Here is a 17,084-nt window from a genome sequence, read left to right on the forward strand (position 1 = left end):
CAAAGAAATCCCCGACCACCAAGAAACACTCGATGGCCACGGGGCGGTCCGGTCACCAATGAACCGAACCGATAAAGGCACTGGCTTTTAACACGCTGTTGAGTTCTCAAGAAACGGACACCCACCGCGCCCGACCCACTCTCGCAGGCCCGGACTCCGGGGCAACCCTTCTAACTTACCAGGATCTTCGTTCCTGTCAACCGGCCCGCTGGGGATCGATCTTCGGGAACCTCGCCCAGTCCACCGTGCGTCATCCCGGGCAGCTTGCGCGGCCCGTGCCGATCGTTCGGTGGAGTCCCTCGGGCCGGCCACCTTGCGGTGTCCTGCATCCCGTCTGGGCTGACCTCTCCAGAGTACCTCGGCCCGAAGCGAGCTTCGAACCGTTTTCTCTGAGGGTCTTCCCCCGGGGCCGTCCGCCTGTCGGCGTCCCGCATCCCCTTGGGGCAGGAAGAACATTAGATAATCAAGGACCGATCGTCAACTCGACTCCCCCGCGTACCTCCGCTCTAAACCCGCAGGTCACGCGCGGTTCACCGGAGCAGCGGTCACCTGCTCCAGGCGGCCGTTCCGGTCGAAGGCGGCGTGGACGTCACCGCCGGTGATGGTGTCGGCGGTCTCCTCGTAAGGGACGTCGCAGCGTTCGAAGTAGCCGCGGACGACCCGGCGGTGGTCGTCGGGAAAGACCTGGACCGCGGCGGGCAGGACGCTCGATGCGGCGGCGGGATCGAAGTCGGAGGTCGGCAGGCCGGGGTCGTCGAGGTGCACGTACGCCGCGCCCTTGCCCTCGTTGATGTCGCAGAACCAGACGCCGTTGCCGTCGAGGAGGTAGCCGGCCGCGATGGCCATGGTGACGGCGGCCTGGTGGGGGTCGGGGAAGCCGGCGAAGTCGAGGTGGCCGGTGGTGAGTTCGGGGATGCCGTGCTGCTCGCCGTACTCGTGGACGGTGCGTAGCGGCGCGACGGCGGGGTGGTCCCAGTCGAAGTTGGGGTTCGCCCAGCTCCACAGCCAGGTCTGGGTCAGGTGGGAGAAGCTGCCCAGCCGGGTCAGGCCGCCGACCGTCGTACCGCCGCCGGTCAGCGTGCGGGTTTCGAGGTCGGGAGTACGGCGCTCGGTGCCCAGGAATGTCCGCAGGACGTCTTGGCGCTGGATCGCGGCGGCGGAGATTTCCGCCCCGAACGCGTCGAATGCCGGACTATAGGCGTTCTGTCGTGACATAGAGCTGCAGCATAGTGGCGGACGGCAACCGTCGTCGGGGTGCGGTACCGCACCGTCTGCGGCCGCGCAGCGTGGTCGGCGGGCCTGGAGGGCCGTCGGCCGGGCACCGATGAGGGATGTGGTCCACGCGGAGCGGCAGCGAAGCGGCCTGAAGGGCTTCGGCGCAGCATGGGGACGGACGATGTCGCCGTATAGCGGAGGTCCCTGTGCCAGGCCCTGAAGCCGAACGGCCGGCGGAAGTCGACCACCAGGTGGGGACGGACGTTGCCGCCGCGAGGCGTCGAAGGTCGACGGCCTCTCTGCCGATCGGGTCGCGTCCCTCTGGAGGCGATAGGGGCAGGGCAGCCCGTCGTTTGTGCCGGTGCACCCGCCACAGCCGGGCCCAACGTCCCGTCTCACGCGTCTCGGCCTCGCGGGCGCGGTTCAAGCGTCGTTCGTGCAGGTGCACTCGCCGGCGGTCGGGCAAGCCTCCTCGTCGCGCGTATCTCGACGTTTCGCGAGCTCGCTTAGGGCCTTGTTCGTGCGGGCGCGCTCGCCGGCAGTCGGGGGCAGCGATCTTGTCCCGCCTGTCTCGACGTGGCGGACTTGGCTGGGACCCTCGTTCGCGGGGCGGTACTCGCCGGCGCCGGGGCCAGCGTTCTCGTCCCGCGCATCTCGACGCCAAGGACTCGGCTGGGAGCCTGGTCGAAGGCGGCTACCCCCGTGCGCACCTGAGTCGAGGCGGTATGCGCGCCGGCGGTCGGGCGGGCCGGTTGTACGGCCACGTCTCAGCCGCGTCCGGAGCACGTCCGAGGTGGGCGGCTCGGGCGTGCGGTCGCGTTCGTTCCGGCACGGGCCGTGGCAGTACGGCCGCCGTTCCGGAGGAGGGTCGCTACTCGTCCTCGGTCCAGGAGGACATCCTCGCGCCCGCCCGGAAGCGGAGCGCCGGGTCGGCGTAGCGGGCCTCCGGGACGGCGTAGAGGAGGTCGATCCCCGCCCGCTGCATGTCGAAGGCGGCGGCGAAGGCGGCCAGTTCGGCGTCGGTGGGGGTCAGGCCGGAGCGCGCCATCAGCCGGCGGGTCTCTTCGACGTCCATGGTCGGCTCCTCAGGGGGTGGGCGGCACGCGCAGGTGCCAGTCGGTGGCGGTCTGGTACGCGTCGGCGGCGCGCAGGATCGCGGCCTCGCCCCAGGCGGGGCCGGCGAACTGGATCGAGAGCGGGAGGCCGCCGGCGGTGGCGCCCATGGGGGCGGCCAGGACGGGGTTGCCGACGCAGTCCCAGTGCATGGTGTGGATGTGGGTGAAGACCTCGCCGACGTCGATCGGGCCCTCTTCGGGGACGATGTCGTCGTAGCGGGGCGCGCCGGCCGAGGTGGTCGGGGCGACGATCACGTCGAGGTCGTCGAACAGGCGCTCCACCGCGTCCTGGGCGACCCGGCGGACGCGCTGGGCCTGGACGTAGTCGGCGCCGGTGATCGCGGCGGCGCGGGCGAGGGTCGCGCGGGTGGCATCGCCGTAGTCCTCCCAGCGGGCGGACAGGTCGTTGCGGTGGTACGCCAGCGCCTCGGAGCTGAGCGTGACGACGTTCGCCATGAGCATCTCGTACCAGTACGGCAGCGTGATCTCAGTGAGGGCGGCGCCCTTCGCGGCGAGAACGTCGAGAGCGGTGTCGTACGCGGGGCCGACGGCGGGGTCGTGGCCGTCGGGGAAGTGGTGCTCGCGGACGACGCCGATCCGGACGCCCTCCAGGGAGCCGTCGAGAAGGGGCGGCTCGTACGGCAGGTCGACGCTGTCGGGGTCGCTGGGGTGGGCGCCGGCGATGGCGTCCAGGACGGCGGCGCAGTCGCGGGCGCTGCGGGCCATGGGGCCGACGTGGTCGAGGCTGTAGCCGAGCGGCGCGACGCCCGATTTGGGGACCCGGCCGAACGTGGGCATCAGGCCGGTGATGCCGCAGAACGCGGCGGGGATGCGGATGCTGCCGGCGGTGTCGGTGCCCAGGCCGGCGTAGAACATCCCGGCGGCGACGCCGCTGCCCGTACCGGAGCTGGAGCCGCCCGCCCAGGTTCCGGTGTCCCAGGGGTTGCGCGGCACGGGGAACGGCTTGGCGAAGTCGGGCATGCCGCAGGCGAACTCCATCGTGGTCACCTTGCCGGTGATCACGGCGCCGGCGGCCTTCAGGCGGGCGGTGACGGGCGCGTCGCGGCCGGCGCCCCACCCGGGGTCGAGGACGAGGCTCTGCGCGGTGGTCGGCCCTTCTGCGACGGCAATGATGTCCTTCACGCCGAACGGGACGCCGTGCAGGGGGCCGCGGTCGCGGCCCGCGGCGAGTTCGCGGTCGGCGCGTTCGGCGGCGGCGAGCGCGGCCTCGTCGAACCGGGCGAGGTAGGTGCCGAGCGCGCCGTCCAGGCGGTCGGCGGTCGCGATGGCGCGTTCGGTCAGCGCGACGCTGGTGGCGGCCCCGGTGCGGAGCGCCTCGGCGGCCTCGGTCAGGGTGCGGGGCGTCTCCATCCGAGGTCCTTCCGGGGGCTTGGAACGATCTTCAGCGGAGGCTAGCAACGGGGGGTCGGCGGCGGGAAGAGGGCGGACGGCCGTCCCGTACGTTCGCGTTTGCTGCTGGGTGGGGCGTTCCTGGGAGGGTGGCGTCATGCACGAGAAACCAAGGATCGTTTCCGGCGTCGAAGTCATCCCGCTCTGCGACGCGGTGGGCCCGATGGGCGAGGCGCTGCGGCGCCCCCTGGACGAGACCTTCCCTGGTACGCGGCCCCGGCACTGGGAGCGCATGCGGGCCGAGCAGCCCGCCGCGTTCGGGCCGGAGGGCGAGTGGGTGCTGCACTTCCACTGCTTCCTGCTGCGCGTCCCCGGCGGCCCGACCGTGCTGGTGGACACCGGCATCGGTGCGGAGCACTCCCCCGCCGCGTCCTGGGCGCCGGTGCCCGGGGCGCTGGCCGCCGCGCTGGAGGAGGCGGCGGTCGCGCCGGATGACGTCGACACGGTGGTGCTGACGCACCTGCACAGCGACCACGCGAGCGGCGCGGTCGTGGACGGGAAGCCGGTGTTCCCGAACGCGCGGCACGTCGTCCAGGAGGACGAGGTCCGCTGGATCAGGCGGGAGGGCGGCGCCGTGCTGGAAAAGATCGTCAAGCCGCTGCGCGAGGCGGGCGCCCTGGACATGGTCAAGGGGAACGCGCGGCTGGCCGAGGAGATCGAGGTGGTGCCGACGCCCGGCCACACCCCGGGGCACCAGTCGGTGATGCTCGGCGAGGACCGGCTGGTGGTGGCGGGCGACGTGATCCTGCATCCCGTCCAGCTGGCCGATCCGGAGGTGCGGTACCTGCACGACGAGGACGCCGAGACCGCCGCGCGGACCCGCGCGGCGCTCATCCGCCGGATGCGCGAGAGCGGCGGCGCCATCGCCGCGCCGCACCTGCCGGAGCCGTTCGTCAATGTGTGAAACGGACATGCCGGGTACGGAAACCGTCAAAGGAGGGTTTCACGTATGCCGAGAGCTCAGATCAAGGACGAGAAGAAGTACCAGAAGCTGCGCGACAAGGGCGAGAGCAAGGAGAAGGCCGCGCGCATCGCCAACGCCTCGGCCGGTCAGGGCTCCAAGAAGGTCGGCCGTAAGGGCGGCAAGAGCCCGAGCTACGACGACTGGTCCAAGGACGAGCTGATGCGCCGGGCGCGCGAGATCGGCGTCCAGGGCCGCTCCTCGATGAACAAGTCGGAGCTCGTCAAGGCGCTGCGGAACCACTGATCCGGGAACGGAACGGGCCCCGGGGCGGATCCGTCCCGGGGCCCGTTCCGTTCCCGGATACTCCTCGTCTTCCCGGCTACTCCTCGTCGATCCGCATGGCGCGCTCCTCGGGGTCGTAGCCGCCGCCGTCGTCGCCGGCGTCCATGGCGACCGCTTCGGACTCGGTGTCCGGATGGGCGCCCTCGTCCTCGGCCACCAGCCGCCCGGCGGGGTTCGCGGGCTCGTTCACCGGCGCCGGGACGTCGGGCTCCTCCCGCGCCAGCCGGCCGTCCAGCGACTCGCCCTCGCGGACCTCCTCGGCCGTGGTCCCGAACTGGTCCATGGCCAGCGGCCGGTCGCCCGGGATCGGCGCCTCCTGCGGGTCCTCCGCCCAGTACTGCTCCGGGGTCCCGTCCTGAAGATCGGGGATCCCCTCGTCCTCGGGCCCCGGAGTGCGACGCTCGTTCATCGGTACCCCCTTCCTCCAGGACTGCGTACCCGCCTGGCGCGGATCATTCGCCCGGGGGCCCGTCCGGGGATTCGACCGGGACGAGCGGGTACGAGGCCAGGCATGCGCCTCGTCTTCGTCCTCGACTGCGCCGATCCCGACCGGCTGGCCGACTTCTGGACGGCCGCCCTCGGCTACGACCGGGGGCCGTACGACCCTCCGTACGTCTCCATGACCGACCCGAGCGGCGAGGGGCCGCAAATGCTGCTGCAGCGGGTCCCCGAGCCCAAGACCGCCAAGAACCGGATGCATCCCGATCTGCGCGTGACCGACATGGAGGACGAGCTGGCCCGGCTGACCGGGCTGGGCGCCTCCGTGGTCCGCGGGCCCTTCACCGATGACGGCTGGCCGACCACGGTCATGGCCGATCCGGAGGGCAACGAGTTCTGCCTGATCGTCCCACCGGAAGGAGAGTCGTGAACACCGTCGTCGACACCGCCCGCCGCCAGAAGGAGCAGTACGCGGGGGACTCCGACCGCCCGCTCGGCTCGTACCTGGCCACGCTGGCCGTGTACGGGACGACCACCGCGGCCCTGGCGCTGCTGGCCCGCCGCCGCGGCGCCGCGCCGCGCGCCGTCGGGCTGGGCGACCTGGCGCTGATGACCGTGACGACGCACAAGCTGTCGCGGCTGATGTCCAAGGACCCGGTGACCAGCCCGCTGCGCGCCCCGTTCACCCGGTACGCCGGTACGGGCGGGCCCGCCGAGCTGTCGGAGGAGGTCCGCGGGCACGGCGCCCGGCACGCCGTCGGCGAGCTGATCACCTGCCCGTTCTGCATGGCCCAGTGGGTGGCCACGGCGTACGCGGCGGGGCTGGTGTTCGCGCCCGAGGCGACCCGGCTGGCGGGCGCGACGATGACGGCCGTGGCCGGTTCGGACTGGCTGCAGCTGGCCTACGCCCGGCTCCAGCAATCTGCCGAGGGCTAGGACATTGCAGCCTCTACCTTGACGTTTGGGGCCATTGGGGCGGGTAGGGCCTCCGTATGGATCTGACTTTCCTCAAGCCGCTGTACACCCGGTCCGGTCCGTACGTCTCGGTCTACGCGGACCTGACCCGCACCACCGAGGACGCCGGCAAGGCCGCCGAGCTGAAATGGCGCGCGCTCCGCGAGGAACTGAAGGCGCAGCAGGCCCCCGCCGCCACGCTGCGCGCCGTCGAGGAGATCGTCACCGGGGAGATGGAGCGGCGCCGCTCCGAGGGCCTGGTGATCTTCGCGGCGGACGGCGAGGCCACCTGCGTCGAGCGCCTCGACGGCGCTCCCCGCGCCGACCTCGCCCGGGTCTCGCCCCTCCCCCACATCCTCCCGTTCCTGGCCGAGCGCGGCGAGCGCTTCCCGCACCTGGTCGCGGTCGTGGACCGCCGGGGTGGCGAGATCGACTGCTTCGACCACGACGGCACCCACCGGCACATCGACGTCCCGGGGGACGAGGAGTACCCGATCCGCAAGGTCAAGGCCGGTGACTGGAACCAGTCCCGGTTCCAGCGCTCGGCCGAGAACGTCTGGAAGCACAACGCGAAGAAGGTCGGCCGGGAGGTCGACAAGGCCGCCCGCGGCTGCGGCGCCGAGGCGGTGGTCGTCGCCGGGGAGCCCCGCGCCCGTACCGCCGTGCTGGAGGAGGTGTCCCCGGACGTCCTGGAGTACACGGTCGAGTCGGAGAACAACGGCGCGCTGGACGGCGAGCTGCACCGGATCCTCGACCTGAAGTCCACCGAGCGGATCCTCACCGTCGCCGAGCGCTTCGAGCGCGAGCTGGCCAACGGCGAGCGCGCGGTCGCGGGCCTGCCCGCCGTGGTGGAGGCCGTCCGGCGCGGCCAGATCCAGACGCTGCTCCTGGACGACGACCCGGACTCGCCCGCCCGCCTCTGGGTCGGTCCCGAGCCCAACCACATCGGCATGACGCCGGACGAGGTCCGCCAGCTCGGCGCCGACGAGCCCCGGGAGGAACGGGCCGACGCCGCGCTGATCCGGGCGGTGGCCTGCATGGACGGGGAGCTGGTCGTCCTGCCGTCCGACGGGCCCGGCGCGTCCCTCGGCGTCGGCGCCGTCCTGCGGTACAACGACCCCGCGACGGTGCACTGACGCGCCACAAAGCGAAAGGAGCGAGTCCGTTCGGACTCGCTCCTTTTTCGCGTGGAGCTATGGGGATTCGAACCCCAGACCTCCTCCATGCCATGGAGGCGCGCTACCAACTGCGCCATAGCCCCGGGTGGCCGCCGTTTCCGGCGTCCGGCCAAGGAAGAGCTTAGTGCACTCCGGGAACCGCTCGGGACGGCCAGCCGGTGATCAGCGCCACCCGAGCCGCTCCGCGACCTCGTCGGGCGCGTACCCGCGCTGCCGGGCCTCGCCGATCCACACCATGCCGTCGGCCTCGGTCACGCCTCCGATCGTGTGCTCCTGAGGCAGCCGCGGCTGCGTGGCGAGCCGCACCTCCATGCGCGGATCGAACCGGCCCAGCGCGTCGATGAGGTCGGCGACCGTCACCTCGCGCTTGCTTCCTCTTCGGTGCCTTCCCATAGCTCGCCATGAAACCATCAGCCGAGCACTGGAATGTACGTTCGTCCCCTTTGTCCTACTTCAATCGAACAAGCATCTTGCCCACGTTCCGCCCCCGGAGCATCCCGACGAACGCGTCCACGGCGTTGTCGATCCCGTCGACCACGGTCTCCTCGGTGTGGAGGCAGCCCTGCCGCAGCCAGCCCGAGGCGCGCTGGACGTACTCCCCCATGAGCTTCTGGTGGTCGCCCACGATGAAGCCCCGCAGCGTCAGCCGCTTGCCCACCGCCTGGAACAGGTTGTCGGGCCCCGGCTCGGGCCGGGTCCGGTTGTACTGCGAGACCGCCCCGCACAGGGCGACCCGCCCGAACGTGTTCAGCACGGCGATCGCGGCCCGCAGGTGATCGCCGCCGACATTGTCGAAGTACACGTCGATCCCGTCCGGCGCCGCCGCGGCCAGCTGCCGCTCCAGCTCGCCCTCCCGGTAGTCGATCGCCGCGTCGAACCCGAAGTCGTCCAGCAGTTTCGCGGTCTTCGCCGGCCCGCCCGCGGACCCGATCACCCGCGACGCGCCCAGCCGCCGCGCGATCTGGCCCGCGACGCTGCCCACGGCCCCCGCCGCCCCCGACACGAAGACGACGTCGCCCTCCCGCACCGGCGCGACCTCGGTGAGCCCCGCGTACGCCGTGAGCCCGGTCATCCCCAGCACCCCGAGATAAGCCTGCGGCGGCGCCTTCTCCGCGTCGACGACCCGCACGGACGAGGCGTCCAGCGTCGCGTACTCCCGCCAGCCGAGCCCGTGCAGAACGGTGGCGCCCTCAGGGATCTTCCCCCGCGAGGCCACCACGGTCCCGACCGCGCCGCCCTCCATCGGCTCCCCGAGCCGGAACGGCGGCGTGTACGACTTCACGTCGTTCATCCGCCCCCGCATGTACGGATCGACGGAGATCCAGCCGTTCCGGACGAGGACCTCCCCCTCTCCCGGCTCCCTGGCCTCGACCTCCGCCACCTCGAAGTCGGACGGATCCGGCTCCCCCACGGGCCGGGCCACGAGCCGAACCTCACGACCGATCACGCGCGCCACCTCCACATCAAGCGTTGACACACAGGATACGACCGACCACCGACAGTCACTTGCGCGTCATCCGATAGCGCAGCACAAGAAACGGCATTCCGAACACCGAGAACGCGTGCGAGGCCCGCAGTTCCCCGTCCTCCACGAACACGTCCAGGGTCTCCCCGAACCCGTGCACCGCCAGCGCGGTCAGCTCCCGTGTCTCCGGGTCCACGAACGTCAGATAGTGCCCCGGATGCTCCAGCGAACTCTCACTCGTCAGGACGAGCCCTCCCCCTTCCCGGGCCCGAGGCACCAGGGTCGCCGTGAAACTGGCCTGGGGCAGCGGGAACCCGACGCTCACGTACCCCCGCTCCCCGTCCCGATACGTCGTGTAGATCCCCACGTAGATGGGCTCGTCATCATCGGCGTAGGACCGGATCCACCCGCGCACGGTCTCCTTCTCCCGCACGACCGTGTCGATCCGCCCCACCACGCCCCGCATCACCTCCCGCTGGTTCATCGGCACGCTCGCCTGCCCCAGCGGCTTGGCCAGCAGGTACCGGTAGAGCAGATAGCCGGGCCGGACCCACGTCCGCCACTCGGGAACGATGTCGAGCCGGAACCGGGCCGTGTGCTCGTAGAACTCCCGGACCAGCGGATCGACGCCGTCCGGCGCGAACTCGGGCCCGGCCAGCTCGTCCAGCGACTCGACGATCCCCACGGGCGCGTCGGCCGTGTAGGTGCCGCCCAGGACCTCGGCCAGCTCCCTCACGTACCCGGTCCCCACGTACCGCGAGCGGGCCTCCAGCGGCACCACGAACGGCAGCGACTCCGCGGGGACCTGCTCCGCCAGGAGGCTGACCTGCGCCTCCCGGAAGATCAGCGCGGAAAGCACCCGGAACCCCACGACGGCCCCGGTCGCCGCCACGGCCGGCGGCGCCCCGAGCCCGCCCACCGCGGCTCCCACGACGGGCCCCAGGGCGACCTTCTCGGGCCGCAGCCCCATGCTCCCCGCGACGGCCCCAGCGGCACCGCCCACCACCAGAGAGGAGAACCGCCGCCCGGCCAGCCACCCCGCCGGCGCGGCCAGGGCCCCGCTGACGGCGATGCGCTGCCACAGGGCGGGAATCTCCCCCGGCTTCTGCCGCTTCCGGGCGACGGCCTCCGAGAGACCGAGCCCGACGGCCCCCACCACGGCCCCGATCCCGGCGGCCCGGGCCCCCCGATGCCCCGCCAGGGCCGCCCCCGCCAGCGCACCGACCACACCGGCAAAACCCACAGAAGCGCGCTTTTCGGTCACATGGTCAACCTACTGGGGTTCAGGACGATCGTCTGACAAAGTTGCAGGGGGCCGAGCCCCGACGTCGTCCCCCCAGCGTCTCGAAAGGTTCAGTTGCATGCGCCGCCTGGTCGCCTCGATCCTCCTGCTCCCCGGATCGTTCGCGCTCTCCATGTGGACCGGTGTGGGCCCGGCCGACGACTGGGTGCACAACTGCCAGGTCCGCCAGTCGTACCTGGACCGCCTGGAGGCGATGGACGTCGAGATCAACCGGATGCGCATCCAGGGCCGCTCCGAGCAGGAGATCGCCCGCGCCATGGTCCCCAAGCGCAACGAGGCGAAGGCCCTGGTCCGCAGCAAGATGAAGGTCAAGGACGTCCGCAAGCTGGAAGAGCGGAACAAGGCCCGCTACGGCAGCCCCCAGGGCCCGACGATCGAGTGGATGTACGCCCGCCACGGCGGCAACTGGAACGAGATCGTAGAGGCGAGCACCGACTCGAACGCCTTCTACGACATCACCTGCATCCCCTTCTACGACATTTGAGGTGCGCCCCTCCCGCGCCCCACGTGGATCGCGCACTGAAGACCCGAACGCCCCAGGCTCGCAGAGAAAGATGACCGCCAACCGCAACCCGCACGTGGACCGCGCGTTGAAGACCCGAGCCCTCGTGCCCGCAAACCGCAACCCCGCACGTGGGGGCGGAGCCCCCACACCGGGGGTTCCAGGGGGTCGCCCCCCTGGGCCAACATGACGAGGAGGAGCGGTCCGCGCCTTCCGCGGACACACTCCTCCCACCTCCGAGTGGAGCTATGGGGATTCGAACCCCAGACCTCCTCCATGCCATGGAGGCGCGCTACCAACTGCGCCATAGCCCCGTGCGGCTGCGTGGACTCTCATCCCGCAGCGCTCCGCCAGTGTATAGGAGATGGCGGCGGTACTCGAATCGGTTTGTCGCCGGTCAGGTGCCGTTCTCGGTGCGGTCGTCGCTCATGACGGGCTCGGGGAGGGTGCCGGCGTTGTGCTCGACGAGCCGCCATCCGCCGTCGCGCATCTCGCCGAGTACGGACCAGCAGCAGTTGGAGAGGCCGCCGAGGCGTTCCCAGAGGTCCTCGGGGAGGCCGAGGAGGTGGGACATGCCGAGGCGGAGGGCGGCGCCGTGGGAGGCGACGACGAGGACTCCGGTGGGCGGGAGGGTCTCGAGGGCGCGTTCGAGGGCGGTGCCGACGCGTTTGGCGACCTGGGCGCTGGTCTCGCCGCCGGGGGGCTGCCAGGCTGCGTGCGCGGCGGGGTAGCGCTCGCGGATCTCCTTGCCGGTGAGGCCCTCCCATTCGCCGCCGTCGCGCTCGACCAGGTCGCGGTCGTAGCGGATCTCCAGGCCGGTGATGTCGGCGAGCGCCTGGCCGGTGGCGGCGGCGCGCTGGAGGGGGGAGGCGAGGAGGGCGGTGGGGCTGAGCGCGGCGAGGAGCCGGGCGGCGCGCTGGGCCTGCTGGACGCCGGTCTCGTCCAGGGGGATGTCGGTCTTGCCCTGGAAGCGGTTCTCGACGTTCCAGGAGGTCTGGCCGTGGCGCCAGAGCACGACCCGGCGCTTGCCGGGGACGCGGTCACTCACTGGCGCTCCCGACGGTGCGGCGGCGCTGCGCCGAGTGGGCGTTGACGTCCTCGGGGAGGGCGATGAGGGGGCAGTCCTTCCAGAGCCGTTCGAGGGCGTAGAAGACGCGGTCCTCCTCGTGCTGGATGTGGACGATGACGTCGGCGTAGTCCAGCAGTACCCAGCGGCCGTCGCGCTCGCCTTCGCGGCGGACGGGCTTGGCGCCGGCCTCTTCGCGGAGCCGCCTCTCGATCTCGTCGACGATGGCGCGGACCTGGCGGTCGCTGGGGGCGGAGCAGAGCAGGAAGGCGTCGGTGATGACGAGCTGCTCGCTCACGTCGTAGGCAAGAATGTCGTCGGCCAGCTTGTCGGCCGCCGCTTCGGCGGCGGTGCGGACCAGCTGTACGGCCCTGTCGGTAGCGGTCACGATGCGCTCGCGATCCTCCCTGTAGGGGTCTGTTCCCGGTCCCAGCTTCTCACGGGCTCGGGGAGGCGGCCCCTGTTCGTGGTGTGCGGCCGCCGCGGTCCGGTGCGTCCCGCGCGTCCCTTCCCTTCCAGGGTATGACCCGAACGGCGTTCGGCCGACCGATTATCCGCGCAGGTCAGCCGGGGCGCGGTAGAGGGACCGCTTGTTGATGTACTGGACGATGCCGTCCGGGACCAGATACCAGATGGGCTCGCCCGCCCGGACCCGGTCACGGCATTCGGTCGAGGAGATCGACAGCGCGGGCACCTCCATCAGGCTGACCCGGCCGTTGGGGAGGCCGGGATCGGCCAGCCGGTGGCCGGGCCTGGTGCAGCCGATGAAGTGCGCGAGTTCGAACAGCTCGCCGGTGTCGTGCCAGGTCAGCATCTTGGAGAGGGCGTCGGCACCGGTGATGAAGAAGAACTCGGTGTCGGGGCCGTGCAGCTCGCGCATGTCGCGCAGGGTGTCCACGGTGTACGTGGGGCCGGGGCGGTCGATGTCGATCCGGCTGACCGAGAACCGCGGGTTGGACGCGGTGGCGATCACGGCCATGAGGTAGCGGTCCTCGGCGGCGGCGACCCGCCGCTCGCCCTTGTGCGAGGAGATCCCGGTGGGCACGAAGACCACCTCGTCCAGCGCGAAGACGTGCGCGACCTCGCTGGCGGCCACCAGGTGGCCGTGGTGGATCGGGTCGAACGTGCCGCCCATGATCCCCAGTCGCCGCTTTTGCGTCATGACGACGAGAATAGCCGCGGGGCGCAAGCGGCCTCCGCACCGCCCCCGGGGGTCGCCGCTAGCCGAGGCCGGGCAGTGGCGCGGGGCCGGACTCCCAGGTCACGACGCGGACGGCCTTGCCGATCTCGACGCGCGGCACGGTCCCGGCCGGCAGCACCCGGACGTCGGCGGTCAGGCCCAGCTCGGCCTGGACGGCCTGGACGAGCCGCGCGGCGGCCTCCTCCGCGCCCTCGCCCGCCGCCTCGCAGGCGACCAGGAGGCCCGTGTGCTCGGGCTTCCGGCGGTCCAGCACGAGCTGGTAGTGCGGCGCGACCAGGCCGGTGCCGAGCAGGACGCGCTCGACCTCGCTCGGGTAGACGTTGACGCCGCGGACGACGAGCATGTCGTCCACCCGGCCCATGATCTTGCTCATCCGGACGAGGGTGCGGCCGCAGTTGCACTCGCCGTGAGCGAGCGAGGCGAGGTCGCCGGTCCGGTACCGCAGCAGCGGCAGCGCCTGCTTGGTTGGGGTGCTGAACACCAGCTCGCCCGGCGCGCCCTCGGCGACCGGCTCGCCGGTGGCGGGGTCGACGGCCTCGACGATGAAGTGGTCCTCGTTGACGTGCAGGCCGTTCTGCTCCAGGCACTCGGTGGCCACGCCGGGACCGATGATCTCCGAGAGCCCGTAGATGTCCATCGCCTTGAGCGGCAGCGCGGCCTCGATCGCGGCGCGCAGCTCCTCCGACCAGGGCTCGGCGCCGAACACGCCGGCCTCCAGGGAGGACAGGTCGGCGCCGGCCTCCGCCGCGGCCTCGGCGAGCCGCAGCGCGTACGCGGGCGTGCAGGTCAGCACGTCGGGCCGCAGGTCGGCGATCATCCTGACCTGGCGCTCGGTCATCCCGCCCGACATCGGGACGACGGTGGCGCCCAGCGCGACGGCGCCCTGGTGGATGCCCATGCCGCCGGTGAACAGGCCGTACCCGTAGGCGTTGTGCACGGTGCTCAGCTCGGTCGCGCCCGCGCAGGCCAGGGAGCGGGCGCACATCGCCGCCCACAGGTCGAGGTCGGCCCTGGTGTAGCCGACGAGGGTGGGCCGGCCCCTGGTCCCGGTCGATCCGTGCACGGCGACGACCTGGTCCCGCGGTACGGCAAGCATGCCGAGCGGGTAGTGGTCCCAGAGGTCCTGCTTGGTGGTGAACGGCAGCCTGTGCAGCTCCGCGAGCGTGACGTCGGCGCCGCCCTTGACGCCGGCCTCGCGGAGCCGGCCCGCCTGGAGCCCGCCCGCCACCAGGAGCCGGTCGACCAGCCCCCACAGCCGGTGGCGCTGCAGCGCGGCCCGCTCGTCCCGCGACATCGCCTCGGCCTTCGGATCGAACATCTGCGCCTCCTCGCGCCCCCGCTGATCCCGGTTCTTCCCCGAACACGTGCACGGCAGGCCGGCCCGGCCGGAGCGGTGCGCGTTCCGGGGGGCGCGGACGCCCCCACTCTGCCGCACCCGCCCCGTCCCCGTACGAGGTATTCGCACCAAAGGGCCGTAATAGACCGGTACCTGACGCCAGGGAACCTTGCCCCCGGCCGGATCGTCGGACTTTCTGTGCCGGACTGGATCCGGGAGTATCTCTGTTGAGACAGCGCCACTTCGACCGAAGGGAGGGAGCGGCGATCGCGTTCGGCAGCGGAGCGGCCGGGTACAGCGCGCCGCGTACCCCATGACGACGAGCACACCGGACCGGGCACGCACGCGCTTCCCCGGCATCAGCTCGCGGGCCTACGAGCACCCGGCGGACCGTACGGCGCTGGTCGCCCTGCGCTCCCTCTCCGGCTTCGACGTGGTGCTCAAGCGCCTGTCGGGCCTGTTCAACGAGCGCGCCATCCGCCTCATGTTCCTGGGCGGCGCGGTACGGGTGGGCGAGGACCAGTTCCACCACCTGCACGACATGGTCCGCGACACCTGCTACATCCTGGACCTGCCCGAGGTCCCCGAGGTGTACGTCCGGCAGAACCCCACCCCGAACGCCATGGCGCTCGGCTCCGACCACCCGTTCATCGTGGTCAACACGGGCCTGCTGGACCTGCTGGACGACGAGGAGCTGCGGTTCGTCGTCGGGCACGAGGTCGGCCACATCCTGTCCGGCCACGCCGTCTACCAGACGATGATGCAGATCCTCATCCAGCTCGGCACCCGGCTGGCCTGGCTGCCGCTGGGCAACATCGCGATCTCGGCGATCATCATCGGGCTGCGCGAGTGGTTCCGGAAGGCCGAGCTGTCCTCGGACCGGGCCGGCCTCCTTGCCGGCCAGGATCTGGACGCGGCCAAGCGCACCATGATGAAGCTGGCCGGCGGCGTCCGGCTGCGCGAGATGAGCTCCGAGGCGTTCCTGGCGCAGGCCCGCGAGTACGACGCGGCCGGCGACGTCCGCGACGGGCTGCTGAAGTTCCTCAACCTGCTGCCGCAGAGCCACCCGTACGCGGTGATCCGGTTCGCCGAGATCGACCGCTGGGGCACCGGCCCCGAGTACGAGCGGATCCTGGCGGGGAACTACGAGCGCCGCGACGACGACGGCAACGCCAGCTTCACGCAGGAGGCGCGCAACGCCGCCAACTCCTACAAGGAGTCGTGGGAGCGCAGCGCCGACCCGTTCATCGGCAAGGTGCGGGACGTGGCCGAGGGGGCCGCGTCCGCGGCCGGTGGCCTGTTCGACAGGGTCACCCGGCGCGGGGACGGCGGCCCCACCAACGGCTCGTCCCGCTGATCCGCCGTTCCGGCGGGGGGGCGCCTCAGCCCCTGAGGTGCCCCTCGCCGGTGACGACGTACTTCGTCGAGGTCAGCTCCGGCAGCCCCATCGGGCCGCGGGCGTGCAGCTTCTGGGTGGAGATGCCGATCTCGGCGCCGAACCCGAACTCCTCCCCGTCGGTGAACCGCGTCGACGCGTTCACCATCACCGCGGCCGAGTCGACCAGCGCGACGAACCGCTTCGCCGCCTGCTGCGAGGTGGTCGCGATCGCCTCGGTGTGGCCCGACCCGTACGTGCGGATGTGCGCGACGGCGTCCTCCAGGGAGTCCACGACGCGGGCCGCGATGTCCATCGACAGGTACTCGGCGCGGTAGTCGTCCTCGGTGGCGGCCACGACGTCGTCGCCGTACGCGCGGACCCGCTCGTCGCCGTGCACGGTGACGCCCGCGCCGCGCAGCGCCTCCAGGGCCTTCGGGAGGAACGCGGGCGCGATGTCCGCGTGCACCAGGAACGTCTCGGCGGCGTTGCACACCGACGGCCGCTGCGTCTTGGCGTTGAGCAGGATCTCGACGGCCTGGTCCACGTCGGCGGCGGCGTCCACGTACACCGCGCAGTTGCCCACCCCGGTCTCGATCACCGGCACGGTGGACTCCTCCACCACCGAGTTGATCAGCGACGCGCCGCCGCGCGGGATCAGCACGTCCACCAGGCCGCGGGCGCGCATCAGGTGCTTGACCGACTCGCGGGTGGTGCCCGGGACGAGCTGGACGGCGTCCTGCGGCACGTCGGTGCCCGCGAGCGCGCCCTGCATGACGTTCACCAGCACCGAGTTGGACTCGTACGCCGAGGACGAGCCGCGCAGCATCGCCACGTTCCCGCTCTTGAGGCAGAGCGCGGCGGCGTCGACGGTGACGTTCGGGCGGCCCTCGTAGATGATCCCGACGACGCCGAGCGGGACGCGGATCTGGCGCAGGTCCAGGCCGTTCGGCAGGACGTTGCCGCGGACGGTCTCGCCGACCGGGTCGGGCAGCGCCGCGACCTTGCGGACGGCGTCGGCGATCGCGGCGATCCGCGCCTCCGACAGGCTCAGCCGGTCGATCATGTACTCGGAGGTGCCGGCCTCGCGGGCGCGCGCCACATCGCCCTCGTTGGCCTTGACGATCTCCGGCGCGGCGGCGACCAGCGCGTCGGCGATCGCGTGCAGGGCGGCGTCCTTGGCCGCCCTCGGCAGCGGCGCCAGCCCGGCCGCCGCGTCCCTGGCGCGGCCCGCCACCCGCAGGAACTCCTCGCGTTCCCGGTCCTGCTCGCCCATCACC

The 17,084-nt window shown here is 71.9% G+C and carries 19 protein-coding genes and 2 tRNA genes; 7 read left to right on the plus strand and 14 right to left on the minus strand.

All coding sequences use genetic code 11. From position 1 onward, the window contains the following. Positions 1-519: 519 nt before the first annotated feature. The 3 genes from ACA361_RS29890 to ACA361_RS29900 form a co-directional block, all read right to left on the minus strand. Positions 520-1,215, minus strand: a complete 696-nt coding sequence (locus ACA361_RS29890) for a DUF6882 domain-containing protein (protein ID WP_375017453.1) — start codon at positions 1,213-1,215, stop codon at positions 520-522. A gap of 871 nt (positions 1,216-2,086) precedes the next feature. Further along, positions 2,087-2,290: a hypothetical protein gene (locus ACA361_RS29895; RefSeq protein ID WP_375017455.1), complete on the minus strand. Its 204-nt coding sequence runs from the start codon at positions 2,288-2,290 to the stop codon at positions 2,087-2,089. Between the two features lie 10 nt (positions 2,291-2,300). Further along, complete coding sequence (locus tag ACA361_RS29900) at positions 2,301-3,701, minus strand: amidase (RefSeq protein ID WP_375017457.1); 1,401 nt, start codon at positions 3,699-3,701, stop codon at positions 2,301-2,303. Between the two features lie 136 nt (positions 3,702-3,837). Between ACA361_RS29900 and ACA361_RS29905 the strand changes: the two genes are divergently transcribed. Together ACA361_RS29905 and ACA361_RS29910 are read left to right on the plus strand one after the other, a co-directional pair. Beyond that, positions 3,838-4,644: an MBL fold metallo-hydrolase gene (locus tag ACA361_RS29905; protein ID WP_375017459.1), complete on the plus strand. Its 807-nt coding sequence runs from the start codon at positions 3,838-3,840 to the stop codon at positions 4,642-4,644. 45 nt (positions 4,645-4,689) lie between these two features. Then, the gene (locus ACA361_RS29910) at positions 4,690-4,947 is read left to right on the plus strand and encodes a Rho termination factor (protein ID WP_375017461.1); all 258 of its coding nucleotides are present in this window, start codon (positions 4,690-4,692) and stop codon (positions 4,945-4,947) included. Positions 4,948-5,023: 76 nt separating this feature from the next. On the opposite strand, the gene ACA361_RS29915 is transcribed toward ACA361_RS29910, so the two are convergent. Next, on the minus strand, positions 5,024-5,395 hold the full coding sequence (locus ACA361_RS29915) for a DUF5709 domain-containing protein (protein WP_375017463.1): 372 nt from the start codon (positions 5,393-5,395) through the stop codon (positions 5,024-5,026). Positions 5,396-5,497: 102 nt separating this feature from the next. Here ACA361_RS29915 and ACA361_RS29920 point away from each other — a divergent pair, with 102 nt between their 5' ends. Genes ACA361_RS29920 through ACA361_RS29930 form a run of 3 tightly spaced genes read left to right on the plus strand, consistent with a single transcriptional unit; the run spans position 5,498 to position 7,514 of the window. Beyond that, positions 5,498-5,854 (plus strand): VOC family protein, encoded by a 357-nt coding sequence (locus tag ACA361_RS29920; protein ID WP_375017465.1) that lies wholly within the window; start codon positions 5,498-5,500, stop codon positions 5,852-5,854. Continuing rightward, positions 5,851-6,360, plus strand: a complete 510-nt coding sequence (locus ACA361_RS29925) for a DUF1360 domain-containing protein (RefSeq protein WP_375017466.1) — start codon at positions 5,851-5,853, stop codon at positions 6,358-6,360. The genes ACA361_RS29920 and ACA361_RS29925 overlap by 4 nt, the downstream gene beginning before the upstream one ends. A 56-nt stretch (positions 6,361-6,416) precedes the next feature. Further along, positions 6,417-7,514, plus strand: a complete 1,098-nt coding sequence (locus ACA361_RS29930; protein ID WP_375017467.1) for a Vms1/Ankzf1 family peptidyl-tRNA hydrolase — start codon at positions 6,417-6,419, stop codon at positions 7,512-7,514. 52 nt (positions 7,515-7,566) lie between these two features. Here ACA361_RS29930 and ACA361_RS29935 read toward each other — a convergent pair. The 4 genes from ACA361_RS29935 to ACA361_RS29950 form a co-directional block, all read right to left on the minus strand. Further along, positions 7,567-7,639: transfer RNA gene (locus tag ACA361_RS29935), tRNA-Ala, on the minus strand. 79 nt (positions 7,640-7,718) lie between these two features. Beyond that, positions 7,719-7,949: a hypothetical protein gene (locus ACA361_RS29940; RefSeq protein ID WP_375017469.1), complete on the minus strand. Its 231-nt coding sequence runs from the start codon at positions 7,947-7,949 to the stop codon at positions 7,719-7,721. Positions 7,950-8,004: 55 nt separating this feature from the next. Then, a complete protein-coding gene (locus ACA361_RS29945) occupies positions 8,005-9,003 on the minus strand; it encodes an NADP-dependent oxidoreductase (protein ID WP_375017471.1) in 999 nt (332 codons plus the stop codon). Between the two features lie 55 nt (positions 9,004-9,058). After that, positions 9,059-10,180 (minus strand): hypothetical protein, encoded by a 1,122-nt coding sequence (locus ACA361_RS29950; RefSeq protein ID WP_375017473.1) that lies wholly within the window; start codon positions 10,178-10,180, stop codon positions 9,059-9,061. A gap of 202 nt (positions 10,181-10,382) precedes the next feature. On the opposite strand from ACA361_RS29950, the gene ACA361_RS29955 reads away from it, so the two are divergent. Then, positions 10,383-10,808, plus strand: coding sequence for a hypothetical protein (locus ACA361_RS29955; protein ID WP_375017475.1), 426 nt, complete (start codon positions 10,383-10,385; stop codon positions 10,806-10,808). 259 nt (positions 10,809-11,067) lie between these two features. On the opposite strand, the gene ACA361_RS29960 is transcribed toward ACA361_RS29955, so the two are convergent. From ACA361_RS29960 to ACA361_RS29980, 5 genes are all read right to left on the minus strand, one after another. Further along, positions 11,068-11,140, minus strand: a tRNA-Ala gene (locus ACA361_RS29960). A gap of 83 nt (positions 11,141-11,223) precedes the next feature. Next, positions 11,224-11,874: a histidine phosphatase family protein gene (locus ACA361_RS29965; protein WP_375017477.1), complete on the minus strand. Its 651-nt coding sequence runs from the start codon at positions 11,872-11,874 to the stop codon at positions 11,224-11,226. Next, positions 11,867-12,280 carry a ribosome silencing factor gene (rsfS, locus tag ACA361_RS29970; RefSeq protein WP_375017479.1) on the minus strand — a complete coding sequence of 138 codons (414 nt, stop codon included), beginning with the start codon at positions 12,278-12,280 and terminating at the stop codon, positions 11,867-11,869. The genes ACA361_RS29965 and rsfS overlap by 8 nt, the downstream gene beginning before the upstream one ends. 162 nt (positions 12,281-12,442) lie before the next feature. Next, positions 12,443-13,054: a nicotinate-nucleotide adenylyltransferase gene (gene nadD, locus ACA361_RS29975; RefSeq protein WP_375017481.1), complete on the minus strand. Its 612-nt coding sequence runs from the start codon at positions 13,052-13,054 to the stop codon at positions 12,443-12,445. 58 nt (positions 13,055-13,112) lie between these two features. Next, positions 13,113-14,411, minus strand: a complete 1,299-nt coding sequence (locus ACA361_RS29980; RefSeq protein ID WP_375017483.1) for a phenylacetate--CoA ligase family protein — start codon at positions 14,409-14,411, stop codon at positions 13,113-13,115. A 331-nt stretch (positions 14,412-14,742) separates the two neighbouring features. Here ACA361_RS29980 and ACA361_RS29985 point away from each other — a divergent pair, with 331 nt between their 5' ends. Next, positions 14,743-15,786, plus strand: coding sequence for a M48 family metallopeptidase (locus ACA361_RS29985; protein WP_375017485.1), 1,044 nt, complete (start codon positions 14,743-14,745; stop codon positions 15,784-15,786). Positions 15,787-15,811: 25 nt separating this feature from the next. Here the strand turns inward: ACA361_RS29985 and ACA361_RS29990 are convergent, their stop codons facing one another. Further along, a complete protein-coding gene (locus ACA361_RS29990; RefSeq protein WP_375017487.1) occupies positions 15,812-17,083 on the minus strand; it encodes a glutamate-5-semialdehyde dehydrogenase in 1,272 nt (423 codons plus the stop codon). Position 17,084 lies beyond the last annotated feature (1 nt).

It is taken from the genome of Actinomadura sp. 21ATH, from assembly GCF_041951345.1.
Classification (GTDB): Bacteria; Actinomycetota; Actinomycetes; order Streptosporangiales; family Streptosporangiaceae; genus Spirillospora.